Genomic DNA, 21,094 nt, shown 5'->3' on the forward strand with positions numbered 1-21,094 from the left:
CATGTACAACTGGAAAATCCCTGAGCTGCAGGGGCCCTCAGAGATTGAGGGAACGGCAAATCCAGACTGCCGGGGTGCGGACTGGAGGGGATTAAAACTTGGCGCTGCAAATCTGGGCGGTGCCAAGCTATGCCGCGTGGACATGCGAGGTACGGACCTCGAGCACTGCAATCTTGAAGGAGCAGATTTACGACTGGTTCGATATGACAAGTTCACCAAATGGCCCCAAAATTTTGACTTCTGCAGCTCTGGAGCAGTAGGTCCAAGAGCAAAGCTCAGCGGCAGCTTTCTTAATAGTGCGGATCTCTCGGGCCTAGATCTGCAAGGCGCCAACCTGATGGGCTGCTATTTGAGTGGGGCTGACCTCAGTGGCAGCTGCCTAAGGGGCGCCCGTCTCGCCGGGGCAGATCTGCGACATGCCCTACTACGTGGCGCGTGCCTGGAGGGGGTCAGATTTTCGGGCTGTCAACTTGACTACACCGACTTCAGGTCAGCATCACTTGAGGATGCGGACCTAAGTGCGGCGGACTCGATTCGCGGGGCAGATTTCAGGGGATCCACAGGCCTGGAACCAGGTAGGGCCCAACTCCTAGGCAGATCAATCCAGGAACTTGACTGCTGGAACCCTCGCACCCAAACCACCACCCGCCAAAGCCTCGGCCGCTCTCACATTTGAGCTTTGTTAAGCCAACAAAAAAAACCCAAGGATACAGGCAAAATAGTCTGGTTTCCCTAGGCAAGAATTCTCATGTCATTTGGCCCAGCCTCACTCCTGGGAGTTGAGCAATTCGACAGCGAAGATCCCCTCGAGCTGCTCCCTGGTGATTCAAGCGATAAGCAGGAGCAAATCATTCGGGCCGTTTACCGCCAGGTGCTCGGAAATGCCTATGTAATGGAAAGCGAAAGGCAGATAGTAGCCGAATCACAGTTCAAACTTGGCGAGCTAAGTCTGCGTGAATTTGTGCGGAGCATTGCCAAGAGTGAGTTATACCGCTCACGCTTCTTTGACGCCTGCCCCAGATATCGCTATATCGAGTTGGCCTTCCGGCACCTAATGGGTCGTGCCCCCTCAGATTTTGAGGAGATGCGTGGCCATGCGGAGCGACTTGATAGCCATGGCTATGAAGCTGACATTGATAGCTTTATTGATTCGAGTGAGTATCAGGATACCTTTGGCGAGTGGACCGTTCCCTATCAACGGGGCTGGAAAACTGAGAGCTGCATGACCATGCAGGAGTTCACCTGGAGCCTCCAGCTACTTCGCGGCGCCAGCAGCAGCAGCCTGAAGGGAAATCTCTCCGGGAAGGCAGCAAGGCTAGGGGGCAATGCCTACCTGAATCGCCCCATTCCTGTCGTTCCCCCCTCATCCCAGGAAACCCAGGGCTGGGGCTTCAGGCCCTCCCCAAATTTCCAGGATCCCCAAACCCGCTTCGCTCCAGGAACAGGGGAAGAAGGGACGATGTACAAGGTCCAAGTTACTGGCTATCGGGCAAACACAATCCGCCCAATCTCACGCTACAAAAAGTCAAACCGGACCTACTTCGTTCCCTTCTCACAACTATCCCAAACCTACAAGCAAATTCACCGCGAAGGCGGAGTAATTGCAAGTATTACCCCAGCATAATCTCCCCCTTCAGAAATATTTTTAGTTTCCCTAAGCCTCTCCCTTGCCAACAAAGCCATGACCCTTAAATCAGCCGCCTACGGATTTGGTGCCACAACTCTGCTCGAATCGGCACCCAGCTACAAACTTGGGGATGACGAAACATCCCTAAATTTGGCAATTAATGCATGCTATCGCCATGTATTCGGCAACATCAGACCGATGGAAAGTGAGCGCCTCACCTCGGCTGAATCACAATTACGCAACGGCACGATAACCGTCAGAGAGTTTGTTCGCTGCCTAGCAAAATCCGACTTCTATCGCTCGCGCTTCTTTGAATCGGTGGCGCCCCATCGTTCAGTTGAACTGAGCGTGAAGCACCTACTCGGAAGGCCTCCCGTTGACGAGGCTGAAGTGAGCACCCATGTGGCCAAAATTGCCACCGAAGGATTCGATGCTGACATCGATTCCCTTATTAATTCCAAGGAGTATGAAGACTCCTTTGGGGAGAACACAGTTCCCCACATTCGCGCCTGGGGAAGCCCCACTGGAGCCCCCCAATCCTCCTTCAACCGCATCGCGGCCCTTGAGCAGAATTTTGCCGGCAGCGATAGCTCCGTTGGCACGAAAAGCCAGCTTCTCAGCAACCTGGCAAAAGGCCAGCCCATCAGCATCAGAATTCCAGCCCAGGTCTACCGAACCCAAAGCTCCGGTTCCTTCGGCGGCTCATCTTCCCTGAATGGGGCCTTCGCCCCAGTTAGGCGCTCGACAAGCGATGGCGGCGACTCCACCCCCCTGCGCGGCGACGTCTATGTCGGCTTCGGGGTGGGTCAGCGAACCCAGGAAGTTTTCCAGCGCTGCAATGGTGACACTGCAGATCAACTCCTGGGCCTAATTCGCTCCGCATATCGTCAAGTGATGGGCAACCCCCACATGATGGAAAGCGAGCGCGATTTGACAGCCGAAAGCAAGTTTGTAGAAGGCAATCTGAGCACCCGTGAATTCATCAGGGCGATTGCAAATTCAGCCGAATATAGCCGCCGCTTCTTTGAAAGCAACACTCCCTACCGCTTTGTAGAACTCAACTTCAAGCATCTGCTTGGCCGTTCGCCCCGCAACCAGCAGGAAGTTAGTGAGCACATTCAAAGAATGGCCAATGAGGGCTATGGGGCTGAAATCAACAGCTACATAGACAGTGCCGAATACCAGGATGTGTTTGGTGAGCAGACAATCCCCTATGCCCGCCTAGCAACCGAAAATGGCCGTGACCAGATCGGCTTCAACCGGAATCTGTCCCTATTCCAGGGCTATTCAAGTAGCGATACGGTTCAAACATCATCCAGCCTTGTGCTCTCACTGGGCGCAAACATGCTCCCCAATGGTTGGGGCACTACAACCGTTCGCAACAACCGCCGTAGCGCCTTCAGCGGCTCTGCTGACCCCACCACAAAGCGCTTCAGGATCGTCGTCCAAGCCCAGCCAGCTGGTGGCCGCCAACGCACTCCCAACGCCAGCTATTTGGTTTCCGGCAAAGACATGACCACCCAGTTGTCATACATTCATCGCCGCGGTGGCCGGATTGTCTCAATTACTGAAGTAGCCTAAGAAATCTAAAGGTTCAAATCAAGGCTACAACTAATTCAAAAAACGTGATCAACATGCAAACAATCACTAGACAGACCACCACATCAATTCAAGATTTCAGCCAAGCCCAGTCGATCCTGCGCTCCGCCTACAAACAGGTATTTGGCAATGCCCACCTGATGGAAGAAGAGCTGGTAACCACAGCAGAGAGTCTCTTTCTGCAGGGGGACCTCACCGTGCAGGGCCTGATCTCAGCCCTCGCAACATCCGATACCTACCGCAAGCTATTTTTAGATAAAAATGGCCCCTATCGCTTTGTAGAACTCAACTTCAAGCATCTGCTGGGCCGCGTCCCCCAGGATCAATCGGAGTTGAGCCACCACGTTCAGCTACTTGCCAACGAAGGCTATGAAGCTGAAATCGCAAGCTACGTTTCATCAGCCGAATACATCGAAAACTTCGGCTTCGACACAGTGCCCTACTGGCGCACAAACCAAACATCAACAGGCGCTGCCAACGTCACCTACGTGCGTAGCCTGAAAATGCAAGGCGGCCAGGCAACATTTGATGGCACCTCGGGATCCAAGCTCAAGGCAAGCCTGGCCACAGGTGATGCACCTAATATTGATATTCAGGGTAAGCGCGGTGAAAGCACTAGCCGCAACGACCGCCGCTATCGTATTTGCTGGACAACGGCATCACCTTCGGGCCTAAACAGAAGAGCTGTCCAGGTGTCGAATGTTCCCTATAGCAGCCTCTCCAAAACAGTGCAGGGTGTGCAAAGGCTTGGCGGTTCAATCCTATCCATTACTAACGGCTAGCCACCAATTACCAACCACCAATATAAGTGCTATGGAACAACGGATCGATCGGAGCAATGCCCCTGCCCAACGGCAAGTCCAAAGTCAGGGGTCAGCGATTGAGATGATGATACATAGCATGGTAAATATGGTGCAGTCCGGCAGGGAAAACAGCAGCCAAATTTCAGGCAAAAGACTTTCCCTGCATGATAATTGAGAAGTTCGTTAGTCGCTCAGAAGGCTGCTGGAAATCGATGCGATCGGCCCACTCCCTAGCCTTTCGCCAATTTGAAGATGTCCTGAGCGAAATTAAAATTGAATGCCTTGCCGTAAATGACGCCATTGTCACTGAATACCTTGAAAAGGTATCAATAGACTCCTCGTCAATAGTTTCTCCCTTCAAAATGAGTTGGGAGGCTGACTCGGATTGGGAGCCAGAAGACCCTAGCGAAGTTAGCAGCGGCTCATGCATATTAATACCCATTCCAGATACTGATACCACGGGTATTCTCCTAAGAAGTGTGGGATATGCCGAGGCAGAATCGGCCACATCTTCCTATCTTTTTCTAGAGGATGATACATTTATCCTCAACACAACCTATGGCCAATCCGTCGCAGAAGAACGGATTTGGTTCATTTCAGAGAACGTACGCTGCAGATCGTCTGTTCTGAGGACATCTTCAGGGGCTGGGGTCCTACAGACGTCATTCGCTTCGGAAATTAGGAGGATATCGTCAGATTGATGGAGATCGAGAAAATGCTCCACTTCCTGCACACAATCTCCGGACACTTCAGCAATCATGAACAGGCCCAAGCTGAGCCTGCAAAATTTTCGCACATTAATATCTTTTTTAGGCCCCTTCCCCAGGAGCTTCTGGGAGGGCCCTGGGTATATTCAGAGCAGAGCTATGATTACGATCCCTGGAGGCCATACCGACAGGGAGTACATAAAATCGTTGCAAAAACCGACTATATTTTAATGCTCAACTATGGCTTGCGTGAGCCGATGAGATGCGCGGGCGGGGGCACAACTCCCAAGCTCCTTAATTCAATTAAGCAAGAAGATCTTCTACCTCGGCCAGGTTGTGGGATGCATTTTCGCCCTAATAATTCTGGCGGCTACCTAGGCGAAGTGGAACCTGGCTGTAGCTGCCTGATACCAAGGGATGGTCAGCTTACCTATCTTGTAAGTGAGGTTGAATTCGATCAACACCGCTGGAGTAGTAGGGATCAGGGCTTCGATCCAACCTCTCACGAATATTGTTGGGGTTCTGAAAATGGAGCACTCCAATTTACACGTATGGACCGCTATGCGGATCATCTTGATGCTGAATGGTTTAAGGAAGAACAGAGGGAATCAACAGCCAGCTAATGCCAATAAAAAGCCCAGAGGAACTGCTGCGTTCATGGATTAAATCTCAACATCTAATCTGCAAAGGTACGGATTTTATTTTCGAAACAGTGGACCAAAATCTGATAGACCGCTTTGAAGATTGCCTGAAGTCACTTGGCGGCGAAATCCACAGTGTCAAACAGGTGGGCCTGTGGCCAATGGGTCACAACCGCAATTTCAAAATCCTTCGCGCTGTCGCCCGAGTGCCCCGGCCAAGCTGCAACGAAATTGTTAGCTTTTGGGCCTGCAATGGCAGCTTTACCACTCGTTATTCAGAGATCAACGAACAATGACTGCATAGATATTTTCTTAGCCTGTACAAACCTATGGGGGTCAGTTCCGGTAAGGCCAAGATCCCTACAGAGGCAATCGCTGGAGCCAGCATTTGCCTTAAGCATCATCTCCTGGGCGACCAATGCAGCATATCTACATTCCCAATTTGACTCCTTTTCCGCATCAATAAGATCAGGGATAAGACTAGCCAGCCGTTTTTGATTTAGCTGCACAAGAGCAAGGATGCCAGCGGGTCGGGATTTCTGAAACTGGGGGCGACGGTTATGTATGGCTGACTCACAAAGATCTTCCACCATTAGCTGTGCTTCTCCCCAGTATTGAATACTGCCAAAGAGTTTTAGGAAAAAATAGTTCGCACCATAGTCATTGTAGGCCTCCTCTCGCCATCGCTGATCCAGTAGGGGCCAAAGCTTGTCACTGGGGACAAATTTAAGATGGGATAGCGCCAAATAGCATCGACTAAAATCCGTGCCAAACAACTCATTAACCAGAAAAAGATTATCTGGAACCTCGTCGTAGCGATGCACAAGATCTAGGTTGGCAGGGGAATCCCACAACAAGGATTCCACACTTCCCACAAGCGACAATCCAGAATCTTCCAAATTATGGGCCTGCCAGAGTAAACCTAGGGCCCTCATCCGAAAAACTGGAGATACGGGAGACCTAAGTATTTGGGGAAGCAGTTCGGATGCGGAAGCATCAATTGCATCCTGGATAGCAGACTGCCGATCCATCTGATTGGGCAGGAAGAAATGGTCTGCTAGTTCACTAATTCTTTGACTCGAACCTGATAATTTAGCGACAGCCGCCAGGGCTGCTCCGCTTACTCCGGGGTTCTGATCATCCTGGAGTTGCTGGATCATCGGTAGAGCCTGGCTCACACCAAGGCCAGCCAGGCTCTGAATTAGCACCCTCCGATTCTGAGCTGGATCTGCCAATAGGGCAACCATCCGCTGGTGCAATGCGCCATCCCTGCACTCCAATTGCTGCAAGGCCCAAGCAGCATTTTCAACTAAATAGTGATCCTCACTGAGTAGGCAATCGCCAATAATTTCTTGGGCAGCACCACATCCCAGCCGTGCCAAAACCTCCACGGCCTTGCGCTTGGCAAGCCGTACCGCCTGGCGGCTATCGCTGTTGCCAAGCAGCTCAAGCAGTGCCCGCTCCGAAGGCTGGCCAGGGAAATTGATCAGATGGGAAGCAGCCATATAGAGATCACTGCTCGAATCGAGCTGCTCCACAGGCAAACTAAGAATGCGCAAAGCCTCCCCATGGCTGAGGCCAGGGTGGATATTTGCAAAGCGGCCCGAATCCGCCAGAACTACCACCTTTGGGACTGCTTCACTATTATCACATTCGCAGGTCCCAACTGGGTGTGAACGTATATTGCGAATACAGCACGAAGCAATCTTTTTAAGCAAAATGAAGCCTGTTAATCGAAAGAGAAAGTCATGGGACCCTATCTTGCGGATTCACTAGCTATCAGGGTAAATGATGCCAATGCATCTAAACTACCCACCAGCAGATTATTAAGGGTTCCATTTTCAAGCCTGAGCCTGATGATGGGCAATCTTCACAAGCGGGGATCGGCTGTTACCCATGTTGGATCAGTCGGCTCAAATGAGATCGTGGAGGCTCCCGAAAGTGCTGCCGAAGGCATGGGCACTGGGGATGGGGAGTCTCAGCCAGCCCCACGCAAGCGCACAACCACGAGAAGGGCCCGCAGCTAAATCAGCCAGAATCTGAGCCCTTGAATTTATAGTTAACCTTGGGCGGGCAGCCTCTCCACCTCGAAAACACCATCGGCTGGTCGAGCTGCCTTAAGGGCCTGCCAATTAATCGCCTCTAGGAAACCCTTCGGGTCCATTGTCTCAACGACATCGACTCCCCATGAGCCCAGATCCAGCGGCGATCCGCTAGAGGCTGGAGAATCTTTCCTGCCTCCAAGGGCCAGGATTGCATGGTCCACATCATGGCCCGCCCCTTCCCGCAGCGCAGCCCAGGCCCCAACTAGCTGACTGGCTAGCTCGTGGGGATCTTGCTTGCCTACGAGCCTGACTAGCCAATGGTGATGGCTAAGGGCTTCGGCAGTGATGACTCCATCGCAATGACTTTTTAGCCCCTCTGCCAATTCACTGGCAGTAAGGGATGGAATCGATCCATTCGGGAGTTGAAGATTATGGGATATGAGGAAAGTGGTCATGCAATCTCTAGTGCGGCTTCATATTACGGGCCATCCCGGCAAACAGGCTTGGGGATTGCTTGCTGAGACAATGGATCTTTCTGACCCGCAGCCTTGAGCATCGAGTCCAGCAACCTTGCTCCAGCAGTGCCGGCCGTCTCCTTAAGTGAGTCAGAGGCCACCTTGCTTGCCGCTGAATTAAAGCTCCAACTCCGTTCTGGTGAACGGCTTGACGGAGATCGCAATCAGATCGAGAAAATGGTGGCGGGGCTTGGTGATCCCCGCGGCCTGATGAGGCTCACCTTTGCCGAAAGTCTTGGTTCTGTCGGCACGGCAGCCGTTCCCTCCCTCTGCCGCGCCCTACGCAGGCACGAAAACGTGACAGTGCGTCGCGCGGCGGCCAAGACCCTCACTTTGATAGGCGATCCCAGCGCCATACCCGACCTCCTGGAAGCTCTTCTCAACGATGCGGATCCGGTTGTTCAGGGATCGGCCGTTGGGGCCATGGCTGCCACCGGAGAGTGCGCCGTTGAGGCACTGATCAATGTATTGGCCAGTCCAGAGAGCACCACCATGCACCTGGGCCTGGCCAGCTGGGGGCTTGCCTTTGTGGGAGCCCAAGCCCCTGATGCCCTGCGCCGGGCTGCCCGCTCAACCCACACGGAAGTGCGAACCGCCGCCATAGCTGCCCTGGGCGAGCAGATCCAATCCCTCAATGACCAAGAGGCTAGGGATCTTGTGGTCGAAGCCCTGGCGGATTCAGCTGAGCTGGTTCGGGCGGAGGCCGCGACCCTGCTGGGCAAGCTGCATGAGCCCCTGTGGGCCGCCCCCTTGCTCACACCCATGCTTGCGGACAGCTCCGCCCAGGTCCGCAAGAACACAGCTCTTGCCTTGATGAAGTTAGGGGCCGTTGAAGCGATTGCTGACCTGGAACAGGCCGCACCCCTAGAGACCTGCGAATCGGTAAAGCCAATTCTGCAACTTGCGATTCTGCAGCTCCGCCGCCATCAGGCCGAAGCTGATGGGGACGCCGCGGGCTGACGGGCCCGCAGGTCGTCCAAGCGGGCAACTGCTGAGTTAACGGTCTCCCTTACATAGGAATCCGTCGATTCGGCCCCCGCCAATTGGTACAGGCATGTGGCCACATCTGGATGGTCGATCCCGACCAGCGCGTTTACTGCCGCCACCGCCTGGGCCTCATTTTTTCCAAGGCAGACCTGAATTAGCAGGGGCACCGCCTGCTCCCCCACCTGGCCAAGGGCCATCACTGCAGCGATGGCCACCACTGGAGATTCGTCGGCAAGGGCAGCCTCAAGGGCAGCCATTGCCTCAGGTGGAAAGGGTATGCCTCGGAAGTTTGAGGCGACCTGGGCATAGGCCTTTACGCAGCTAGCCCGCACCGTGGCGTCGTGGCTGGCTTGAAACTTCTGCGCCAGGGGAACCATGGCCCGCTCCGCAAAGGCGCCAAGGGCCCGCACCGCTGCCCGGCGCCTCACCACATCTTCCTGATCCAGCAGCAGCAGCAGCCGGGGGAGTGCCGCATCCGCATGGTTGCGGACCATGGCCAAAAAAGCCTCTGTCTGCAAATAGGGATTGGGATGGCCGAGGTCCTCGAACAGCTGGTCAAGGTCGGTGGAACTCGCTGATTGCGCCATCGGATCTGGGTCTGCAAAAAAAAAAGGGAGGTCCTAGGACCTCCCCAACTCAGCTATCGAACAACCTCAGGAGAGGGAGTTGATGGCGTAGTCCAGGTAGCTCTTGAGCTCGTTCAGAGCCTGGGGGCTCATGTCGCGAGGTGAGCAAGCGCGATCGCGGGTGTAGGTGAGTGCTTCCACGTAGGCAGCGGTAGGCAGGTTGAGGGTGCGGTAAACCTCACGGGCGCCGGCAATACCCCACTCGTCGAGGGGGCCAGTGCCGCCCACAACCAGGCAGTAGTTGATGAGGCGCATGTAGTGGCCCAGGTCGCGGTAGCACTTGTCCACCTTGATCTGGTTGCTACCAGCTTCACCTGACTGCTTCAGGTAGGGGTACTTCTTGAAGCAGGCATCGCCGGCCTCACGAACCACTTTGTCCATGCCAGCGGCAAGCTTTTCAGCTGCTTCCAGACGGGCAGTGGCGCGTTGGATATTGCCCTGAACGGCTTCGAGGTCGTTCTGGCTGGGGAAGCGACCGGCTGCATCAGCAGCGGTCACAACGGTGGTGACAACGGATTTCATCGTGTTTTCCTTTTTTGGATTGGAAGAGGTGAGAAGTGGTCGTATTCAGTCGCTCAGGACAGAGCGCTGCTCACACGATCGAAGTAGGAAGCGGCTTCAGCAACCAAGGCGGAGCAATCACCTTGAACGGTTTCCATCTTGCGGAAACGGGTCTCATCCGGATTGGTGCCGGTGGTGTTGGTCTCGTTGATGTGGGCAGTGGAGGATGCCTTCATGATCGCCACAGCGCGGGCTGTGGACTGAAGGGGCACGCCCAGGGCGATGTAGGTCTCCTTCAGGCCGTTGAGGCAACGGTCGTCGAGCACGGAAGCATCACCGGCCAGAAGGGCGTAGCTGATGTAGCGCAGAACGATCTCGCCATCGCGCAGGCAAGCAGCCATGCGGCGGTTGGGGTAGCAGTTGCCACCTGCCTGGATCAGGCCGGTGTTCTCGCAAATCATGCCGGTCACAGCATCGGAAACGATGCAGGAAGCATTTGAGGTGATGGCATTAACTGCGTCGAGGCGCTTGTTGCCCTCGGCGACATAGTTACGAAGGGCGGCCAGTTCACCACTGCCAATGGCAGCGTTTTTGGCGTCAGCGCTTAAAACGGCGCGGGAAAAGGCGTCGAGCATTGGGGGGTATGCCGGGCTAGGGACTTTTATGGGGGCCTCGCACCTTCTCTTGGGCATCCTGATTGCAAATGCAAATTGCAGTTGCGATTAGCCAGGGGCTTGGGAGTGGGCCGTCCATGTGGACTGGAAGCTCAAGGAAGATAACGAAACTCTCGAGAAGAATCCCCTCCCAGAAGCGTCACGCAAGATTTCTTGACCAAAGCCGGCCGCCAGGGGCCAAAACCCTGTTGCCGCCAAGCAACTCCAGGAACGCGGACCCCGCAATTTCCAATTTTCTTTATATTCTGGCAAAAACCCAAGGCTTCGTATCTGTCTGCGGTTGACGTATTTGTAATCTCTAGCCCAGGCCTCTTACTGCCATGAGTGATCCCAGCCTCCAGGAGCTTCTTGAATCGATCGAAGCCCTCACCACCTACCGGGATCGGCTGACCTCGGACGTGAGGTCCATGGGGCAGCGGTTGAAGCTGCCGCAAAAGAAAGTGGACGACACCCTGGCTTCCCATGCTGAACTTCAGCGCATTGAGGAGGTGCTCGCCCAGCTGGTTAGCCAACGGGATGCCCCCCCAAGCCCCTAGGGATATGGACGGTGGGAGCCAGGGGCCATCGGGTTTTAAGGCCTGCGAACGGGAGGCCTGCTTCAGGGTTCGAGGCCAGTAAGTTCGAACTCTCCATCCCTGCCTTCGGCGCGAGCCCCCATGTCTGTCGCCCTTGCCTCCCAGCTGCGAGAAGGCACCAAAAAGGCCCACACGATGGCGGAGAACACCGGCTTCGTGAGCTGTTTCCTCAAGGGCGTGGTCGATAAGGCCAGCTATCGCACCCTGGTGGCCGACCTCTACTTCGTTTACTCCGCCATGGAGGAGGAGTTCGCCAAGCTCAAGGACCACCCGGTGGTGGGTCCGGTGGGGTTTGTTGAGCTCAACCGCCGCGACAGCCTCGAGCAAGACCTCGCCTTCTATTTCGGAGCCGACTGGCGCACTGCGATCACAGCCACCCCCGGTGCCCAAAAATACGTCGCTCGCCTGCACCAGGTGGCAAAAGAAAGCCCCGAGCTTTTGGTGGGTCACCACTACACCCGCTACATCGGTGATCTCTCCGGCGGCCAGATCCTCAAGAACATTGCCCAGAAGGCGATGAACCTGGGTGAGCACGACGGCCTGCGCTTCTACGAATTCGATTCGATCCCCGACGAAAAGGGCTTTAAGGCCAACTACCGCACCGTGCTGGATGGCCTGCCGATTGACCAGGCCATGGCCGATCGCATCGTGGAAGAGGCCAATGGCGCCTTCCACCTCAACATGGTGATGTTCCAAGAGCTTGAGGGCAACCTGATCGCCGCCATCGGCAAGGTGCTATTTGGCTTCCTCACCCGCCGTCAGCGCTCCGGCAGCACTGAGGCCGTGCCCGCCTGAATCGATGCTCAGCACACCACCCCTAACCATGGCGGCTTTCTTGGCCGCCAGCGCCGGCACCTGGCTAACCCGCCGCGCCGTTCACCACCTAGACCATCAAGACGATGAGGCAGGAGATTCAAACCTGACCATCGAGCCCTTCGACGCCTCTGATGCCGTGGTCCAGAGGGTCTGTGAAAGCCTGGACGTAGGTGCGGGTGAGGCGGCTGGGGGGGCGCGCTTTTGGTGGGAAAGCAACCTCAAGGAGGCAAGCCGCAGCGAAGACCAAGCTGCCGTGCTGGTTGATGTGGTGGATGCTCAGAACCCCCGCCGAGGCTTCCTATTGCGCGACAAGGGCTACATCGAAAAACAACCGGTCGTTAGCACCTATGTATTTGCCGAAGACGGCCTGCTCACGATCACGACCCGCTATGACACGAACATCGGCATTGAACGCTGTTGGTTCGTCACGAATGACGTGAGGATTCGGGTCAGCAGCGTGCAGTTTCTTAATGGCGTCAGCATGACCACCTATTGCACCGAGCTTCGCTGCCCCAGTGGCGGCGATCTGGAGGCGATCAGGGCAGAGGCCCAAAGCCGATTCCCCGCTGCCAGCCAGCAACCATCCACCCCAGGCTAAAAACCCCGAATGTTCGACGATTTTCTCAACGAACTCCACGCGGGGATCCAGGCAAGCGGCGGCCAACCCCTGGAAATCCCAGAAGGGCTAGGGGAATGCCATTCCGCCAAGGGCACCAGCGTGATCAAGAGCTGGCTCTGGCAGTTGCCGGGCATTAGGAGGTGGCGGGTCACCCGGTTGGATGCCGGTGAGAGCCTCCAGGTGCTCAACTCCGTGGCCTATCCCGACTACGACCGCGATCAACCGCTCATGGGTATCGATCTGCTCTGGTTCGGAGCCCGTCAAAAACTGGTGGCCGTACTCGACTTCCAGCCCCTATTGCAGACCCCGCAATATCTGGAGCAGCACCTGGAAGGTCTGCGCCAGCTGCAAGAGCAGTTCCCTGAGCTCAGTGGGGAGGAGGCCATGCGTTCCTACGACCCCCACCAGTATTTCTCCCCCTGGTTACTTTTCTGCAGAGGCGATAAGCAGCAGGCAGAAGGCTCCCTGCCTACGGCTTTCACTGCCTTCCTCAAGGCCTACTGGGCCCTGCACAATGCCCCCCAAAAGGCAGTGGGCCTGGAGCCCACGGAGGTGGCTCGCTTGCAGACCGTCTACGACCAATACAGCGCCGAAAGGGATCCCGCCCATGGTCTGTTCACTAGCCATTTCGGCAAGGCCTGGTCAGATCGATTCCTGCAAGAGTTCCTTTTCCCCGGGAGCCTTCTCGAACCCCTCCCAACCCACGATGTCTCCCCATGACCACCACCCCCATGGCCAGAAGCTCCAGCCTCGACCCTGTTGACCTGAAGGGTTGGCGCTGGGCTGTCTTTTTGGATCATGCGGTGGCATCCCTCAAGAACCTGGAACCCGTTGCCTACCCGGTCGACTCCCAATTCCTCAGCCGTGACGGGAGCACCGGCTCCAAGGCCCAGCCCATTGCTGTCAGCACCGCAACTTGGGCCTGCAGCACGGAGAAACTGCGCCAGGTGCGGGCGGCCTGCGTGCAGGCGGGTGCTGCGGCATCGGTGCTCAATTTCGTAATCAATCCTTCCTGCAACTTCGATCTGCCCTTCTTTGGAGCCGATCTGGTCACCCTGCCATCGGGTCATCTGATCGCCCTTGATCTCCAACCAGCGATCAAGACCGATGCTGTTCACACCGAGAAGGTTTGGGAGCGCCTGCTGCCGATCTGGGAGCAATGGCAACATCGCCTGCCCGATGGTGGGCCCATCCCCCCTGAGGCGGAGCCCTACTTCTCCCCTGGCTTTCTCTGGACCCGGATTCCCCATGGGGAGGAAGGCGATGGGCTGATCCAATCGGTGGTCTTTCCTGCCTTCAAGGCCTACCTGGAGCTCTATCTGCAGCTGGTGGCAGAGGCCAACCCGGTGGATGGGGAGCGCCGGCAACAACTTTTGGCCGGCCAGCACCGCTACACCGCGTACCGGGCAGAGAAGGATCCCGCCCGGGGCATGCTCAGTCGCTTCTACGGCTCGGAATGGACCGAGGCCTACATCCACGGAGTGCTGTTCGACCTTTAAATGGCATCACCAAATGGCCCGATGCTGCGAATTGCCATCGTCGGTGCGGGCACTTCAGGCCTGCTACTAACCCTGATGCTCCAACGCCAGGGCCATCGGGTAAGCCTGTTTGAGCGGAGCTCTGCGCCCCGCGCCGAGGGTTGCGGGATTTTGCTGGTGGCTGCCGGGGTGCAGGCGGTGCTGGAGGCGGGTGTGCCGGGCCTTGTCGAAAACCTGATAGCCGCGGGTCAAAAGGTACAGACCTTCCACATACGCAACCTGGTGGGGAGGTCAATCAACTCCTCTCCAGCCGAGCAGCGTCCAGGAGAGCCACCCGGCCTTTTGATTCATCGCAGCGCCATTTTGAAGACCCTCTGGCAAGAGGTCGACCCTGACCTCTTCCATGGAAATTGTGCCGTGGCCAATTGCCATCAGGATGAAACAGGTGTGAGCGTGGAATTCAGCGATGGCCGTAGCTGGCAGGGGGATTTGCTGATCGGCGCCGACGGCATTTTTTCGCAGGTGGCCATGGTGGTGGCACCGGAAAGGCACCTCAATTACCTGGGTGATCGGGTGTGGCGTGGTGTGGTCGCCGACGACCACTTCTGCACCAACGGCGATTTCTTTGTCTATGCAAGGGGCCGTGGCATCTACGCCAACTTTTTCGACCTGGGCCGCGATGAACAGGGCATAGCCCAAACCCATTGGGGTTTTTTCAACGAAGAAGACCTGCCAGCAGAGCGCAGTGAGCAACGCCGACTTCTGCAGGAACCAGTTCCCCCTGGGGCCCTGGCAAAACTTGCAGCCGATGCTGCTGACCTGATCGCCAGCACCCCGGCAACCCGGGTGATCGCCAATTGGTCGTTCGACCTCGACCCCCTGCCGCGCCTAGCCATTGGCAGGATTGGCCTGATCGGCGATGCCGCCCACGCAATGAGCTCCTCCCAGGCCCGGGGCATGACAGCGGGGCTTGAGGATGCCCTGGTGATGGCCAGGGCCCTGGCATCTTTTCCCACAGACCCCTGCGCCGCCTTAGGTGCGTACCAGACAGAGCGACTGCCAGTGGTTCACAAATACCAGAATCAAAGTAGAGAAGTGAGCAATCGGGTTGGCCGCAGCCGTAGGCCGCAAAGTCAGCATCAAGCTCCCAGCTCTGCACCATGAGAACCATGGCCGGCAATGCCTATCCTGATGCCGGGAACTCCACAGCAGGGGAACCGATCACGGAGGCCGAAGCCCTTAGGCGCCTGCTCCAAAGCGAAGACCATTCCCAGCAGTACTACGGAGCCTGGTGGCTGGGCCGGATGCGCAGCCAGCACCCGGAGGCCGTGCCCCTGCTTTGCCGAGCCCTAAACCAACGGCGTCCCAGGGATCCAGGTGCTGGGGTAGAGGAAAACGCCGTGGCCCGCAATGCGGCCCGGGCCCTGGGCAAGTTGGCGCCCGCCGCCCTGGCGGCCATTCCCGACCTACTGGCCAGCCTTGAAGACCCAGACGATGGCCTGCGCGAGGCCGCAGCCCGGGCCCTAGGGGAACTGAAGGCCACCGAGGCCGTAGCCCCGATTTGCGCCCGGCTCGCCAGTGGACCAGAGCTGGCTGGGGGGCAAAGGGCTGATGGGCCCAGGCTGCAAGAACCCTGCGAGGCCCTGCTGGAGGCCCTGGGCGACATCGGCCTAGCCACACCAGAGGTGCTGGCGGTGGTGGAGCCCTTCACGGGCCATGGGCGTCCCCTGATCCGCAGTGCCGCAGCCCGCACCCTGTTGCAGCTCGGCGGTGATGCCCAATGGAGCGAGCTCCTAATCGAGCTGCTGGAGCACCCCCAACTCCAGGTGCGGCGAGCTGCCCTGATGGACCTGGGGGCAACCGGCTGGAGGCCAGCCCTGGAGCCGATCTCGCGCACCCTGGCCGAAAACAGCTTGAAATTAATGGCCCTACGCGGCCTGGTGGAGAAGGGCCAGGGTGAACCCGGCGAAACCGCCCTACTGGCCTGCATGGATTCCCTGCTGTGAGCGCCAGTCGTCCCGTGGGCCCGGATTTAGATGCGCTGATCAGGGCAGTGCGGAAAGCTGCCAGCAGCGAGGCCCTACTGCTGGCAACCCAGGAGCTGGCCAGCTGCGGCCAACCGGGGGCTGCCCCCACCCTGGTGGAGGTGCTCGGCTTCAACAATCCCGGAGCCGCCGTGGCCGCGGTGGACGGCCTAATTGGCCTGGGGCCGACAGCGGTAGAAGCCCTACTGCTGCTGGATCAACAAAACTATGGGGCCCGGGCCTGGGCGGTGCGGGCCCTGGCCGGCATCGGCGACGTGCGCGGGCTGGAATTGCTGCTGGATGCCCTTGGCAGCGATGTGGCCGCCAGTGTGCGCCGGGCCGCCGCCAAGGGCTTGGGCCAGCTGCAACTGGCTGAATTAGAAGCACGGCGCCAGCAGGAGATCCGCTGCCTTTGCCTTGAAGCCCTGCTGGCAGCCTGTGGCGATGGGGAATGGGTGGTGCGCTACGCCGTGGTGGTGGGCCTCGAGGCCCTTGGAGCGGGCCTGGAGCTCGGCTCCGAGGGCCACGGCAAGTTGCTGGCGGGGCTGGGCGGGCTCCAACGGCCCAGCAATGAAAATCCCAAAGTGGTGCAGCTAAGGGCCAACCTGGCCCTCGAGCGCCTCCAATCCCCATGACAGCTTCAGCCAAACCATCACTGCTGTTTGTCTGCCTGGGCAACATCTGCCGCTCCCCAGCCGCCGAGGGGGTGTTTCTGCACCTGAGCGAAAACCAGGGAACCGGCGATTGCTTTGAGGTCGACTCGGCCGGCACCGGGGGCTGGCATGTGGGCAAACCGGCCGATGGGCGGATGCGGAGCGCGGCCCAGGCCCGGGGGATTGAGCTGCCCAGCCGGGCCCGTCAGATCGAAATTGCGGACCTAAACCGCTTCGATTGGATCCTGACGATGGATTCGGACAACCTGGCCCATGTGCAGGCCATGGCCAAGCACCACGGGCAAGCCACGGCCAAAATCCTGCCGATCACCAGCTTTTGCAGTGGTTTTAGCGTCAGGGATGTGCCCGATCCCTACTACGGCGGCCCCGAGGGTTTCGAGCAAGTGCTCGACCTACTCGATGACGCCTGCAGGGGCCTCCTGGAGCACCTGGCCTCCTAATGGGGGGCGGGCCAGGCCTCCTCGGGCACCCGATCACGGAACAGATCGACTAAGGCCTGGATCACCGCCCCGATCTCCATACCGTCGGTAACCAGCTCAATCGCATCTGCGGCCTGGCACAGGGGCGCCACGGCGCGAGTGGAGTCGAGGTGGTCGCGCTCGGCGATCTGCTGCTCCAACTCCTCGAGGGGAGGCACCGCAAAGCCCCGCTGCTGGAGATCCGCCGCCCGCCGCCGGGCCCGTTCGGTGGTGGTGGCCGTTAGGAACACCTTCAATTCAGCGTCTGGGAAAACGGCGGTGCCGATATCGCGCCCCTCCGCCACCAAGCCCCCCCGCTGGCCCATGGCCTGTTGCTGGCTGGTAAGGGCTGCGCGCACGCAGCCATGGGCCGCCACCAGGGACACCTGGGCCGTAACTCCGGGGCTACGAATCGCATCCGTGACCTCATGGCCATTAATGCGCACCTGCTGCTCTCCGCCGGCCGCCGTAGTAAGCCGCAAATCCAAGTCCACCAGCAGGGGCGCCACCGCCTGGCCATCGGCTGGATCAACGCCCTGCTGCTGCACCCACCAGGTGAGGGCCCGGTACATCGATCCCGTGTCGAGATAAATCAGGCCCAAACGCTTGGCAAAAGCCTTGGTAACAGTGCTTTTGCCCGCCCCAGCGGGGCCATCAATGGCAACGATCGGAGAGCGGCTCATCAGGAAGGTGTGGTCGATCAAACGGCTAGACCCACAGCGCACGGCGGCGGCCAAAAGGCCCACCCCCGCCAGGGCAGTCAGTGGCCTCAGGTTATGGGCCGACACCAACTCCACATACTCAACCGCCAGGCCCGCCGCCTCGAGCCGTTGGCGTACGCCGGCAATCAGGGATTTCGCAGACAGTGGGTCTTTGGCTTGGGTCTGGTCCTGGGCCTTGATCGCCCCAGCTGCAGCCGCCAGGGCCCCTGGCAAGGCCCATGCCTGCTCCATTTGCCCAGGCTCGAGGTAGCGGTTGCGGGAACTGCAGGCCAGCCCGTGGTCTTCCCGCACGGTGGCGCAGCCCTCAATCCAAGCCTGGAAACCCAAGTCGGAAGCCACCCGCCGCAGGATTATCAGCTGCTGCCAATCCTTTTCCCCCATCACCAACCGATCGGGCCGCACAAGCTGCAAAAGCCGAGTAACAACAGTGGCCACGCCGTTGAAGTGGCCGGGGCGACTGCGGCCACAAAGAACCTCCTGCAGGCTGGCCGCCGGCTGAATCGCCGTGAGCTCCTCCACGCCTTTGGGATAGATCTCAGCCACCGAGGGGGCAAAAACTGCAGCCACACACCCCTGCTCAGCCACCGCCAAATCGGCCGCCAGATCCCTGGGATAGCGGCTGAAATCCTCGCCAGGACCAAATTGGCTGGGATTTACAAAGATGCTGGCAAGCACCGCTGGCTGGCCAGCGCCCCGCAGCTCGGTGGCCCTGCAAAAGAGCCGTAGGTGGCCTTGGTGCAGCGCCCCCATCGTGGGCACGAAATGCACGGGCCCAGGCTGTTGCTGCCGCCAGAGGGCCAGGTCACTGCAACTTTGAAGAAGCTGGAGAGCCAAGGCGGATCAATCCAAACAAAAACCCACCCGCCAGATTGGCGGATGGGTCGCGGTGACTCGATTTACTGGATCACTTCGAGCTTGACGGGAGCCAGGCCGCTGGCGGTAAGGCCGAGCTGGTTGGCTGCCCCATGGGCAATGTCAATAACGCGGTTGCCATGGAAGGGTCCGCGGTCATTGATGCGAACCATCGCCGTTTTGCCGTTAGCCATGTTGGTGACACGCACCTTGGTGCCGAAGGGCAAGGAACGGTGGGCGGCGGTGAAGGTTCCGGGACGGAGCACTTCACCGCTGGAGGTGCGGTTGCCGTAGAGGCCAGGTCCATACCAGCTGGCTTGGCCTTGGAAGGCCCTGATGACCTTGGCGGTGGGAATGGCGAGGGGAGCAATCGGCAACTCAGGACCCAACTGGATTAGGGGATCTTCTGAACTGGCATTGCCACCGGCCTCGCGGATAGCGACCTCGGTGCTGGGACTTGCTGTCTGAAGCTCACCGAATTGGGTGGAAGCTCTGCTCGATTCGGCCAATGCGGGAACAAGGGCGCTACCAGAGAGAGACAGGGCAAGGGCCCCTAGGAAGAAGGTGCGACGCATAACAAACGAAACCCGCCGCCTTAAGGGGCAGCAACCACAAGCGAATTAGTGGTTCATCAGCGTTGGATTTGCTTGTCAGCCAAAACCAAGAATTGAAAAACCCAAATGGGAGTTCCTCAAAATCGTGGCGGGTTTGAGAAGCGAATTCGCCGGTGGAGTTCCTATCTCGAATTAACAACCCCGGAAACCTATCCGCCTTTCCGAAGGCTTTTGGTGCAGTTAGCCACCATCATCTTTGATCAGCAATCACTATCGAACCGCCCCAGCCCAGGCCCTACCTGGGCTTCCGGGCAGCCCGCAAGCCCCTGGCGATCAGCGAGGCAAATCACTGACATAAGTCCAGCTGATCGTCAATTGTGCCAATCGCCGGGTCGTCCACGGCCAGTGGCCGGAAACTGGCGTTGGCCAGCCCCGGCATTGGAGGATCTCCAAAGCAGTTACCAGAGCGCCTTCTCGATGGACTACCGCACAGCCGGGGTAGACGTGGCCGCAGGCAGGGCCTTCGTGGAGCGGATCAGGTCCAGTGTGGAATCAACCCGCCGGCCTGAGGTGGTGGGAGGCCTGGGGGGATTTGGGGGCTTCTGCCGCCTGCCAGCGGGCCTCAAGGAACCCCTACTGGTCGCCGGCAGCGATGGGGTGGGCACCAAGCTCGAATTGGCCCAGGCCCACGGCCAGCACCACAACGTGGGCATCGACCTGGTGGCGATGTGCGTAAACGATGTGATCACAAGTGGCGCTGAGCCGCTTTTCTTCCTCGACTACATCGCCACCGGCAAGCTCAGCCCGGAGGCAATGGCTGCCGTGGTGGAGGGCATTGCCGATGGCTGCCGCCAGAGCGGTTGCGCCTTGCTAGGTGGCGAAACCGCCGAGATGCCTGGCTTCTACGGACCAGGGCGCTACGACCTTGCCGGCTTCTGTGTGGCCGTGGTGGAGGCGGCCGAGGTGATCGACGGCCATCTGGTGCAAGCCGGTGATCGAATTCTGGCCGTGGCCAGCAGCGGGGCCCACAGCAATGGCTTCAGCCTGGTGCGACGCATCCTCGAAGACCAGGGCGTCAGCGATGCAACCCTGCTGCCGGGCAAAGAAGAAGGCCTAATAAACGCACTGCTGGCCCCCACCCGCCTCTATGGAGAACTGACAAAAGCCCTAAAGGCGGCGGCCACCCCATTGCACGGCATGGCCCACATCACCGGTGGCGGGCTGCCGGAAAACCTGCCCCGCTGCATACCCGCCGGCCTCCACGGCCGCATTGATCCAGGCAGCTGGCCCAGGCCAGCCATCTACCAATGGCTGCAGAACGCGGGGGAGGTGCCAGAAGCAGATATGTGGAACACCTTCAACCTGGGGGTGGGCTTTTGCCTGGTGGTGCCGCCCAACGCAGTGGCAGCGGCCCTGGCCACCTGCGCAGCCCAGGGCTACGAAGCCTGGGAGTTGGGAGAGGTGGTCCCAGGGCCTGCCCCAGCAGTGGGATTGGCGGGCTTGCCGGGGATCCAGCCTGGGCCACTAGGCTGCCTGTAGCGGATTCCGGGCACCTAGGCCCCGGGGATCTTGTCGGTTGGGATCGCGATCGCAACGG

24 protein-coding genes are annotated in these 21,094 nt (G+C 58.5%); 17 read left to right on the forward strand and 7 right to left on the reverse strand.

Going from position 1 to position 21,094, the window contains the following annotated elements:
- Position 1 precedes the first annotated feature (1 nt).
- From KBY49_RS10315 to KBY49_RS10340, 6 genes are all read left to right on the forward strand, one after another.
- Positions 2–676 carry a pentapeptide repeat-containing protein gene (locus KBY49_RS10315; RefSeq protein WP_254934741.1) on the forward strand — a complete coding sequence of 225 codons (675 nt, stop codon included), beginning with the start codon at positions 2–4 and terminating at the stop codon, positions 674–676.
- 72 nt (positions 677–748) lie between these two features.
- The gene (locus KBY49_RS10320; protein ID WP_254934742.1) at positions 749–1,624 is read left to right on the forward strand and encodes a phycobilisome linker polypeptide; all 876 of its coding nucleotides are present in this window, start codon (positions 749–751) and stop codon (positions 1,622–1,624) included.
- Between the two features lie 57 nt (positions 1,625–1,681).
- Positions 1,682–3,208 carry a phycobilisome rod-core linker polypeptide gene (locus KBY49_RS10325; protein ID WP_254934743.1) on the forward strand — a complete coding sequence of 509 codons (1,527 nt, stop codon included), beginning with the start codon at positions 1,682–1,684 and terminating at the stop codon, positions 3,206–3,208.
- 53 nt (positions 3,209–3,261) lie between these two features.
- Positions 3,262–4,008 carry a phycobilisome rod-core linker polypeptide gene (locus KBY49_RS10330; protein ID WP_254934868.1) on the forward strand — a complete coding sequence of 249 codons (747 nt, stop codon included), beginning with the start codon at positions 3,262–3,264 and terminating at the stop codon, positions 4,006–4,008.
- A 185-nt stretch (positions 4,009–4,193) separates the two neighbouring features.
- Complete coding sequence (locus KBY49_RS10335) at positions 4,194–4,730, forward strand: phycobiliprotein lyase (RefSeq protein WP_254934744.1); 537 nt, start codon at positions 4,194–4,196, stop codon at positions 4,728–4,730.
- Positions 4,730–5,359: a chromophore lyase CpcT/CpeT gene (locus tag KBY49_RS10340; protein WP_254934745.1), complete on the forward strand. Its 630-nt coding sequence runs from the start codon at positions 4,730–4,732 to the stop codon at positions 5,357–5,359. The genes KBY49_RS10335 and KBY49_RS10340 overlap by 1 nt, the downstream gene beginning before the upstream one ends.
- 293 nt (positions 5,360–5,652) lie before the next feature.
- On the opposite strand, the gene KBY49_RS10350 is transcribed toward KBY49_RS10340, so the two are convergent.
- Together KBY49_RS10350 and KBY49_RS10355 are read right to left on the reverse strand one after the other, a co-directional pair.
- Positions 5,653–7,095 carry a HEAT repeat domain-containing protein gene (locus KBY49_RS10350; RefSeq protein ID WP_254934747.1) on the reverse strand — a complete coding sequence of 481 codons (1,443 nt, stop codon included), beginning with the start codon at positions 7,093–7,095 and terminating at the stop codon, positions 5,653–5,655.
- Between the two features lie 341 nt (positions 7,096–7,436).
- Positions 7,437–7,877 carry a DUF2656 family protein gene (locus KBY49_RS10355; protein ID WP_254934748.1) on the reverse strand — a complete coding sequence of 147 codons (441 nt, stop codon included), beginning with the start codon at positions 7,875–7,877 and terminating at the stop codon, positions 7,437–7,439.
- A gap of 93 nt (positions 7,878–7,970) precedes the next feature.
- Between KBY49_RS10355 and KBY49_RS10360 the strand changes: the two genes are divergently transcribed.
- Positions 7,971–8,897, forward strand: coding sequence for a HEAT repeat domain-containing protein (locus KBY49_RS10360; protein ID WP_254934749.1), 927 nt, complete (start codon positions 7,971–7,973; stop codon positions 8,895–8,897).
- On the opposite strand, the gene KBY49_RS10365 is transcribed toward KBY49_RS10360, so the two are convergent.
- From KBY49_RS10365 to cpeB, 3 genes are all read right to left on the reverse strand, one after another.
- Positions 8,864–9,511, reverse strand: coding sequence for a HEAT repeat domain-containing protein (locus tag KBY49_RS10365; RefSeq protein WP_254934750.1), 648 nt, complete (start codon positions 9,509–9,511; stop codon positions 8,864–8,866). The genes KBY49_RS10360 and KBY49_RS10365 overlap by 34 nt on opposite strands.
- A 66-nt stretch (positions 9,512–9,577) precedes the next feature.
- Positions 9,578–10,072, reverse strand: coding sequence for a class 1 C-phycoerythrin subunit alpha (gene cpeA, locus KBY49_RS10370; RefSeq protein ID WP_254934751.1), 495 nt, complete (start codon positions 10,070–10,072; stop codon positions 9,578–9,580).
- 53 nt (positions 10,073–10,125) lie between these two features.
- Positions 10,126–10,686 carry a class 1 C-phycoerythrin subunit beta gene (cpeB, locus tag KBY49_RS10375; protein ID WP_254934752.1) on the reverse strand — a complete coding sequence of 187 codons (561 nt, stop codon included), beginning with the start codon at positions 10,684–10,686 and terminating at the stop codon, positions 10,126–10,128.
- Positions 10,687–11,045: 359 nt separating this feature from the next.
- Between cpeB and KBY49_RS10380 the strand changes: the two genes are divergently transcribed.
- The 9 genes from KBY49_RS10380 to KBY49_RS10420 all read left to right on the forward strand — a co-directional run bounded on the left by KBY49_RS10380 (position 11,046) and on the right by KBY49_RS10420 (position 17,351).
- Positions 11,046–11,261 (forward strand): hypothetical protein, encoded by a 216-nt coding sequence (locus KBY49_RS10380; protein WP_254934753.1) that lies wholly within the window; start codon positions 11,046–11,048, stop codon positions 11,259–11,261.
- Positions 11,262–11,381: 120 nt separating this feature from the next.
- The gene (locus KBY49_RS10385) at positions 11,382–12,095 is read left to right on the forward strand and encodes a heme oxygenase (biliverdin-producing) (protein WP_254934494.1); all 714 of its coding nucleotides are present in this window, start codon (positions 11,382–11,384) and stop codon (positions 12,093–12,095) included.
- Positions 12,096–12,123: 28 nt separating this feature from the next.
- Positions 12,124–12,714: a phycobiliprotein lyase gene (locus KBY49_RS10390; protein WP_254934754.1), complete on the forward strand. Its 591-nt coding sequence runs from the start codon at positions 12,124–12,126 to the stop codon at positions 12,712–12,714.
- 9 nt (positions 12,715–12,723) lie between these two features.
- Positions 12,724–13,455, forward strand: a complete 732-nt coding sequence (locus KBY49_RS10395) for a 15,16-dihydrobiliverdin:ferredoxin oxidoreductase (RefSeq protein ID WP_254934755.1) — start codon at positions 12,724–12,726, stop codon at positions 13,453–13,455.
- Positions 13,452–14,234 (forward strand): phycoerythrobilin:ferredoxin oxidoreductase, encoded by a 783-nt coding sequence (locus KBY49_RS10400; RefSeq protein WP_254934756.1) that lies wholly within the window; start codon positions 13,452–13,454, stop codon positions 14,232–14,234. The genes KBY49_RS10395 and KBY49_RS10400 overlap by 4 nt, the downstream gene beginning before the upstream one ends.
- Positions 14,235–15,377, forward strand: coding sequence for an NAD(P)/FAD-dependent oxidoreductase (locus tag KBY49_RS10405; RefSeq protein ID WP_254934757.1), 1,143 nt, complete (start codon positions 14,235–14,237; stop codon positions 15,375–15,377). It begins immediately after the preceding gene.
- A 5-nt stretch (positions 15,378–15,382) separates the two neighbouring features.
- Positions 15,383–16,219, forward strand: a complete 837-nt coding sequence (locus tag KBY49_RS10410) for a HEAT repeat domain-containing protein (protein WP_396099883.1) — start codon at positions 15,383–15,385, stop codon at positions 16,217–16,219.
- On the forward strand, positions 16,216–16,872 hold the full coding sequence (locus KBY49_RS10415; RefSeq protein ID WP_254934759.1) for a HEAT repeat domain-containing protein: 657 nt from the start codon (positions 16,216–16,218) through the stop codon (positions 16,870–16,872). The genes KBY49_RS10410 and KBY49_RS10415 overlap by 4 nt, the downstream gene beginning before the upstream one ends.
- Positions 16,869–17,351 carry a low molecular weight protein-tyrosine-phosphatase gene (locus KBY49_RS10420; RefSeq protein ID WP_254934760.1) on the forward strand — a complete coding sequence of 161 codons (483 nt, stop codon included), beginning with the start codon at positions 16,869–16,871 and terminating at the stop codon, positions 17,349–17,351. The genes KBY49_RS10415 and KBY49_RS10420 overlap by 4 nt, the downstream gene beginning before the upstream one ends.
- On the opposite strand, the gene KBY49_RS10425 is transcribed toward KBY49_RS10420, so the two are convergent.
- Both KBY49_RS10425 and KBY49_RS10430 read right to left on the reverse strand, forming a co-directional pair.
- Entirely contained in the window at positions 17,348–18,925 is a 1,578-nt protein-coding gene (locus tag KBY49_RS10425; protein WP_254934761.1) for a bifunctional pantoate--beta-alanine ligase/(d)CMP kinase, read from the reverse strand. The two genes, KBY49_RS10420 and KBY49_RS10425, sit on opposite strands and share 4 nt — an antisense overlap.
- 62 nt (positions 18,926–18,987) lie before the next feature.
- Positions 18,988–19,518 carry a septal ring lytic transglycosylase RlpA family protein gene (locus KBY49_RS10430; protein WP_254934762.1) on the reverse strand — a complete coding sequence of 177 codons (531 nt, stop codon included), beginning with the start codon at positions 19,516–19,518 and terminating at the stop codon, positions 18,988–18,990.
- 456 nt (positions 19,519–19,974) lie between these two features.
- Between KBY49_RS10430 and purM the strand changes: the two genes are divergently transcribed.
- On the forward strand, positions 19,975–21,036 hold the full coding sequence (gene purM, locus KBY49_RS10435; RefSeq protein WP_254934869.1) for a phosphoribosylformylglycinamidine cyclo-ligase: 1,062 nt from the start codon (positions 19,975–19,977) through the stop codon (positions 21,034–21,036).
- The last annotated feature ends 58 nt before the right edge of the window (positions 21,037–21,094 follow it).

Source organism: Cyanobium sp. WAJ14-Wanaka, assembly GCF_024345375.1.
In the GTDB taxonomy this organism is placed as follows: Bacteria; Cyanobacteriota; Cyanobacteriia; order PCC-6307; family Cyanobiaceae; genus Cyanobium_A.

Excerpts from the sequence above, each read along its gene's own strand:
- KBY49_RS10420 (WP_254934760.1), top strand. The coding sequence starts at position 16,869 with ATGACAGCTTCAGCCAAACCATCACTGCTGTTTGTCTGCCTGGGCAAC.
- KBY49_RS10385 (WP_254934494.1), top strand. The coding sequence starts at position 11,382 with ATGTCTGTCGCCCTTGCCTCCCAGCTGCGAGAAGGCACCAAAAAGGCC.
- KBY49_RS10325 (WP_254934743.1), top strand. The coding sequence starts at position 1,682 with ATGACCCTTAAATCAGCCGCCTACGGATTTGGTGCCACAACTCTGCTC.
- KBY49_RS10390 (WP_254934754.1), top strand. The coding sequence starts at position 12,124 with ATGGCGGCTTTCTTGGCCGCCAGCGCCGGCACCTGGCTAACCCGCCGC.
- KBY49_RS10335 (WP_254934744.1), top strand. The coding sequence starts at position 4,194 with ATGATAATTGAGAAGTTCGTTAGTCGCTCAGAAGGCTGCTGGAAATCG.
- KBY49_RS10400 (WP_254934756.1), top strand. The coding sequence starts at position 13,452 with ATGACCACCACCCCCATGGCCAGAAGCTCCAGCCTCGACCCTGTTGAC.
- cpeA (WP_254934751.1), bottom strand. The coding sequence starts at position 10,072 with ATGAAATCCGTTGTCACCACCGTTGTGACCGCTGCTGATGCAGCCGGT.
- KBY49_RS10410 (WP_396099883.1), top strand. The coding sequence starts at position 15,383 with ATGGCCGGCAATGCCTATCCTGATGCCGGGAACTCCACAGCAGGGGAA.
- KBY49_RS10395 (WP_254934755.1), top strand. The coding sequence starts at position 12,724 with ATGTTCGACGATTTTCTCAACGAACTCCACGCGGGGATCCAGGCAAGC.
- KBY49_RS10355 (WP_254934748.1), bottom strand. The coding sequence starts at position 7,877 with ATGACCACTTTCCTCATATCCCATAATCTTCAACTCCCGAATGGATCG.
- purM (WP_254934869.1), top strand. The coding sequence starts at position 19,975 with ATGGACTACCGCACAGCCGGGGTAGACGTGGCCGCAGGCAGGGCCTTC.
- KBY49_RS10320 (WP_254934742.1), top strand. The coding sequence starts at position 749 with ATGTCATTTGGCCCAGCCTCACTCCTGGGAGTTGAGCAATTCGACAGC.
- KBY49_RS10405 (WP_254934757.1), top strand. The coding sequence starts at position 14,235 with ATGGCATCACCAAATGGCCCGATGCTGCGAATTGCCATCGTCGGTGCG.
- KBY49_RS10315 (WP_254934741.1), top strand. The coding sequence starts at position 2 with ATGTACAACTGGAAAATCCCTGAGCTGCAGGGGCCCTCAGAGATTGAG.
- KBY49_RS10340 (WP_254934745.1), top strand. The coding sequence starts at position 4,730 with ATGGAGATCGAGAAAATGCTCCACTTCCTGCACACAATCTCCGGACAC.
- KBY49_RS10365 (WP_254934750.1), bottom strand. The coding sequence starts at position 9,511 with ATGGCGCAATCAGCGAGTTCCACCGACCTTGACCAGCTGTTCGAGGAC.
- KBY49_RS10330 (WP_254934868.1), top strand. The coding sequence starts at position 3,262 with ATGCAAACAATCACTAGACAGACCACCACATCAATTCAAGATTTCAGC.
- KBY49_RS10380 (WP_254934753.1), top strand. The coding sequence starts at position 11,046 with ATGAGTGATCCCAGCCTCCAGGAGCTTCTTGAATCGATCGAAGCCCTC.
- KBY49_RS10430 (WP_254934762.1), bottom strand. The coding sequence starts at position 19,518 with ATGCGTCGCACCTTCTTCCTAGGGGCCCTTGCCCTGTCTCTCTCTGGT.
- cpeB (WP_254934752.1), bottom strand. The coding sequence starts at position 10,686 with ATGCTCGACGCCTTTTCCCGCGCCGTTTTAAGCGCTGACGCCAAAAAC.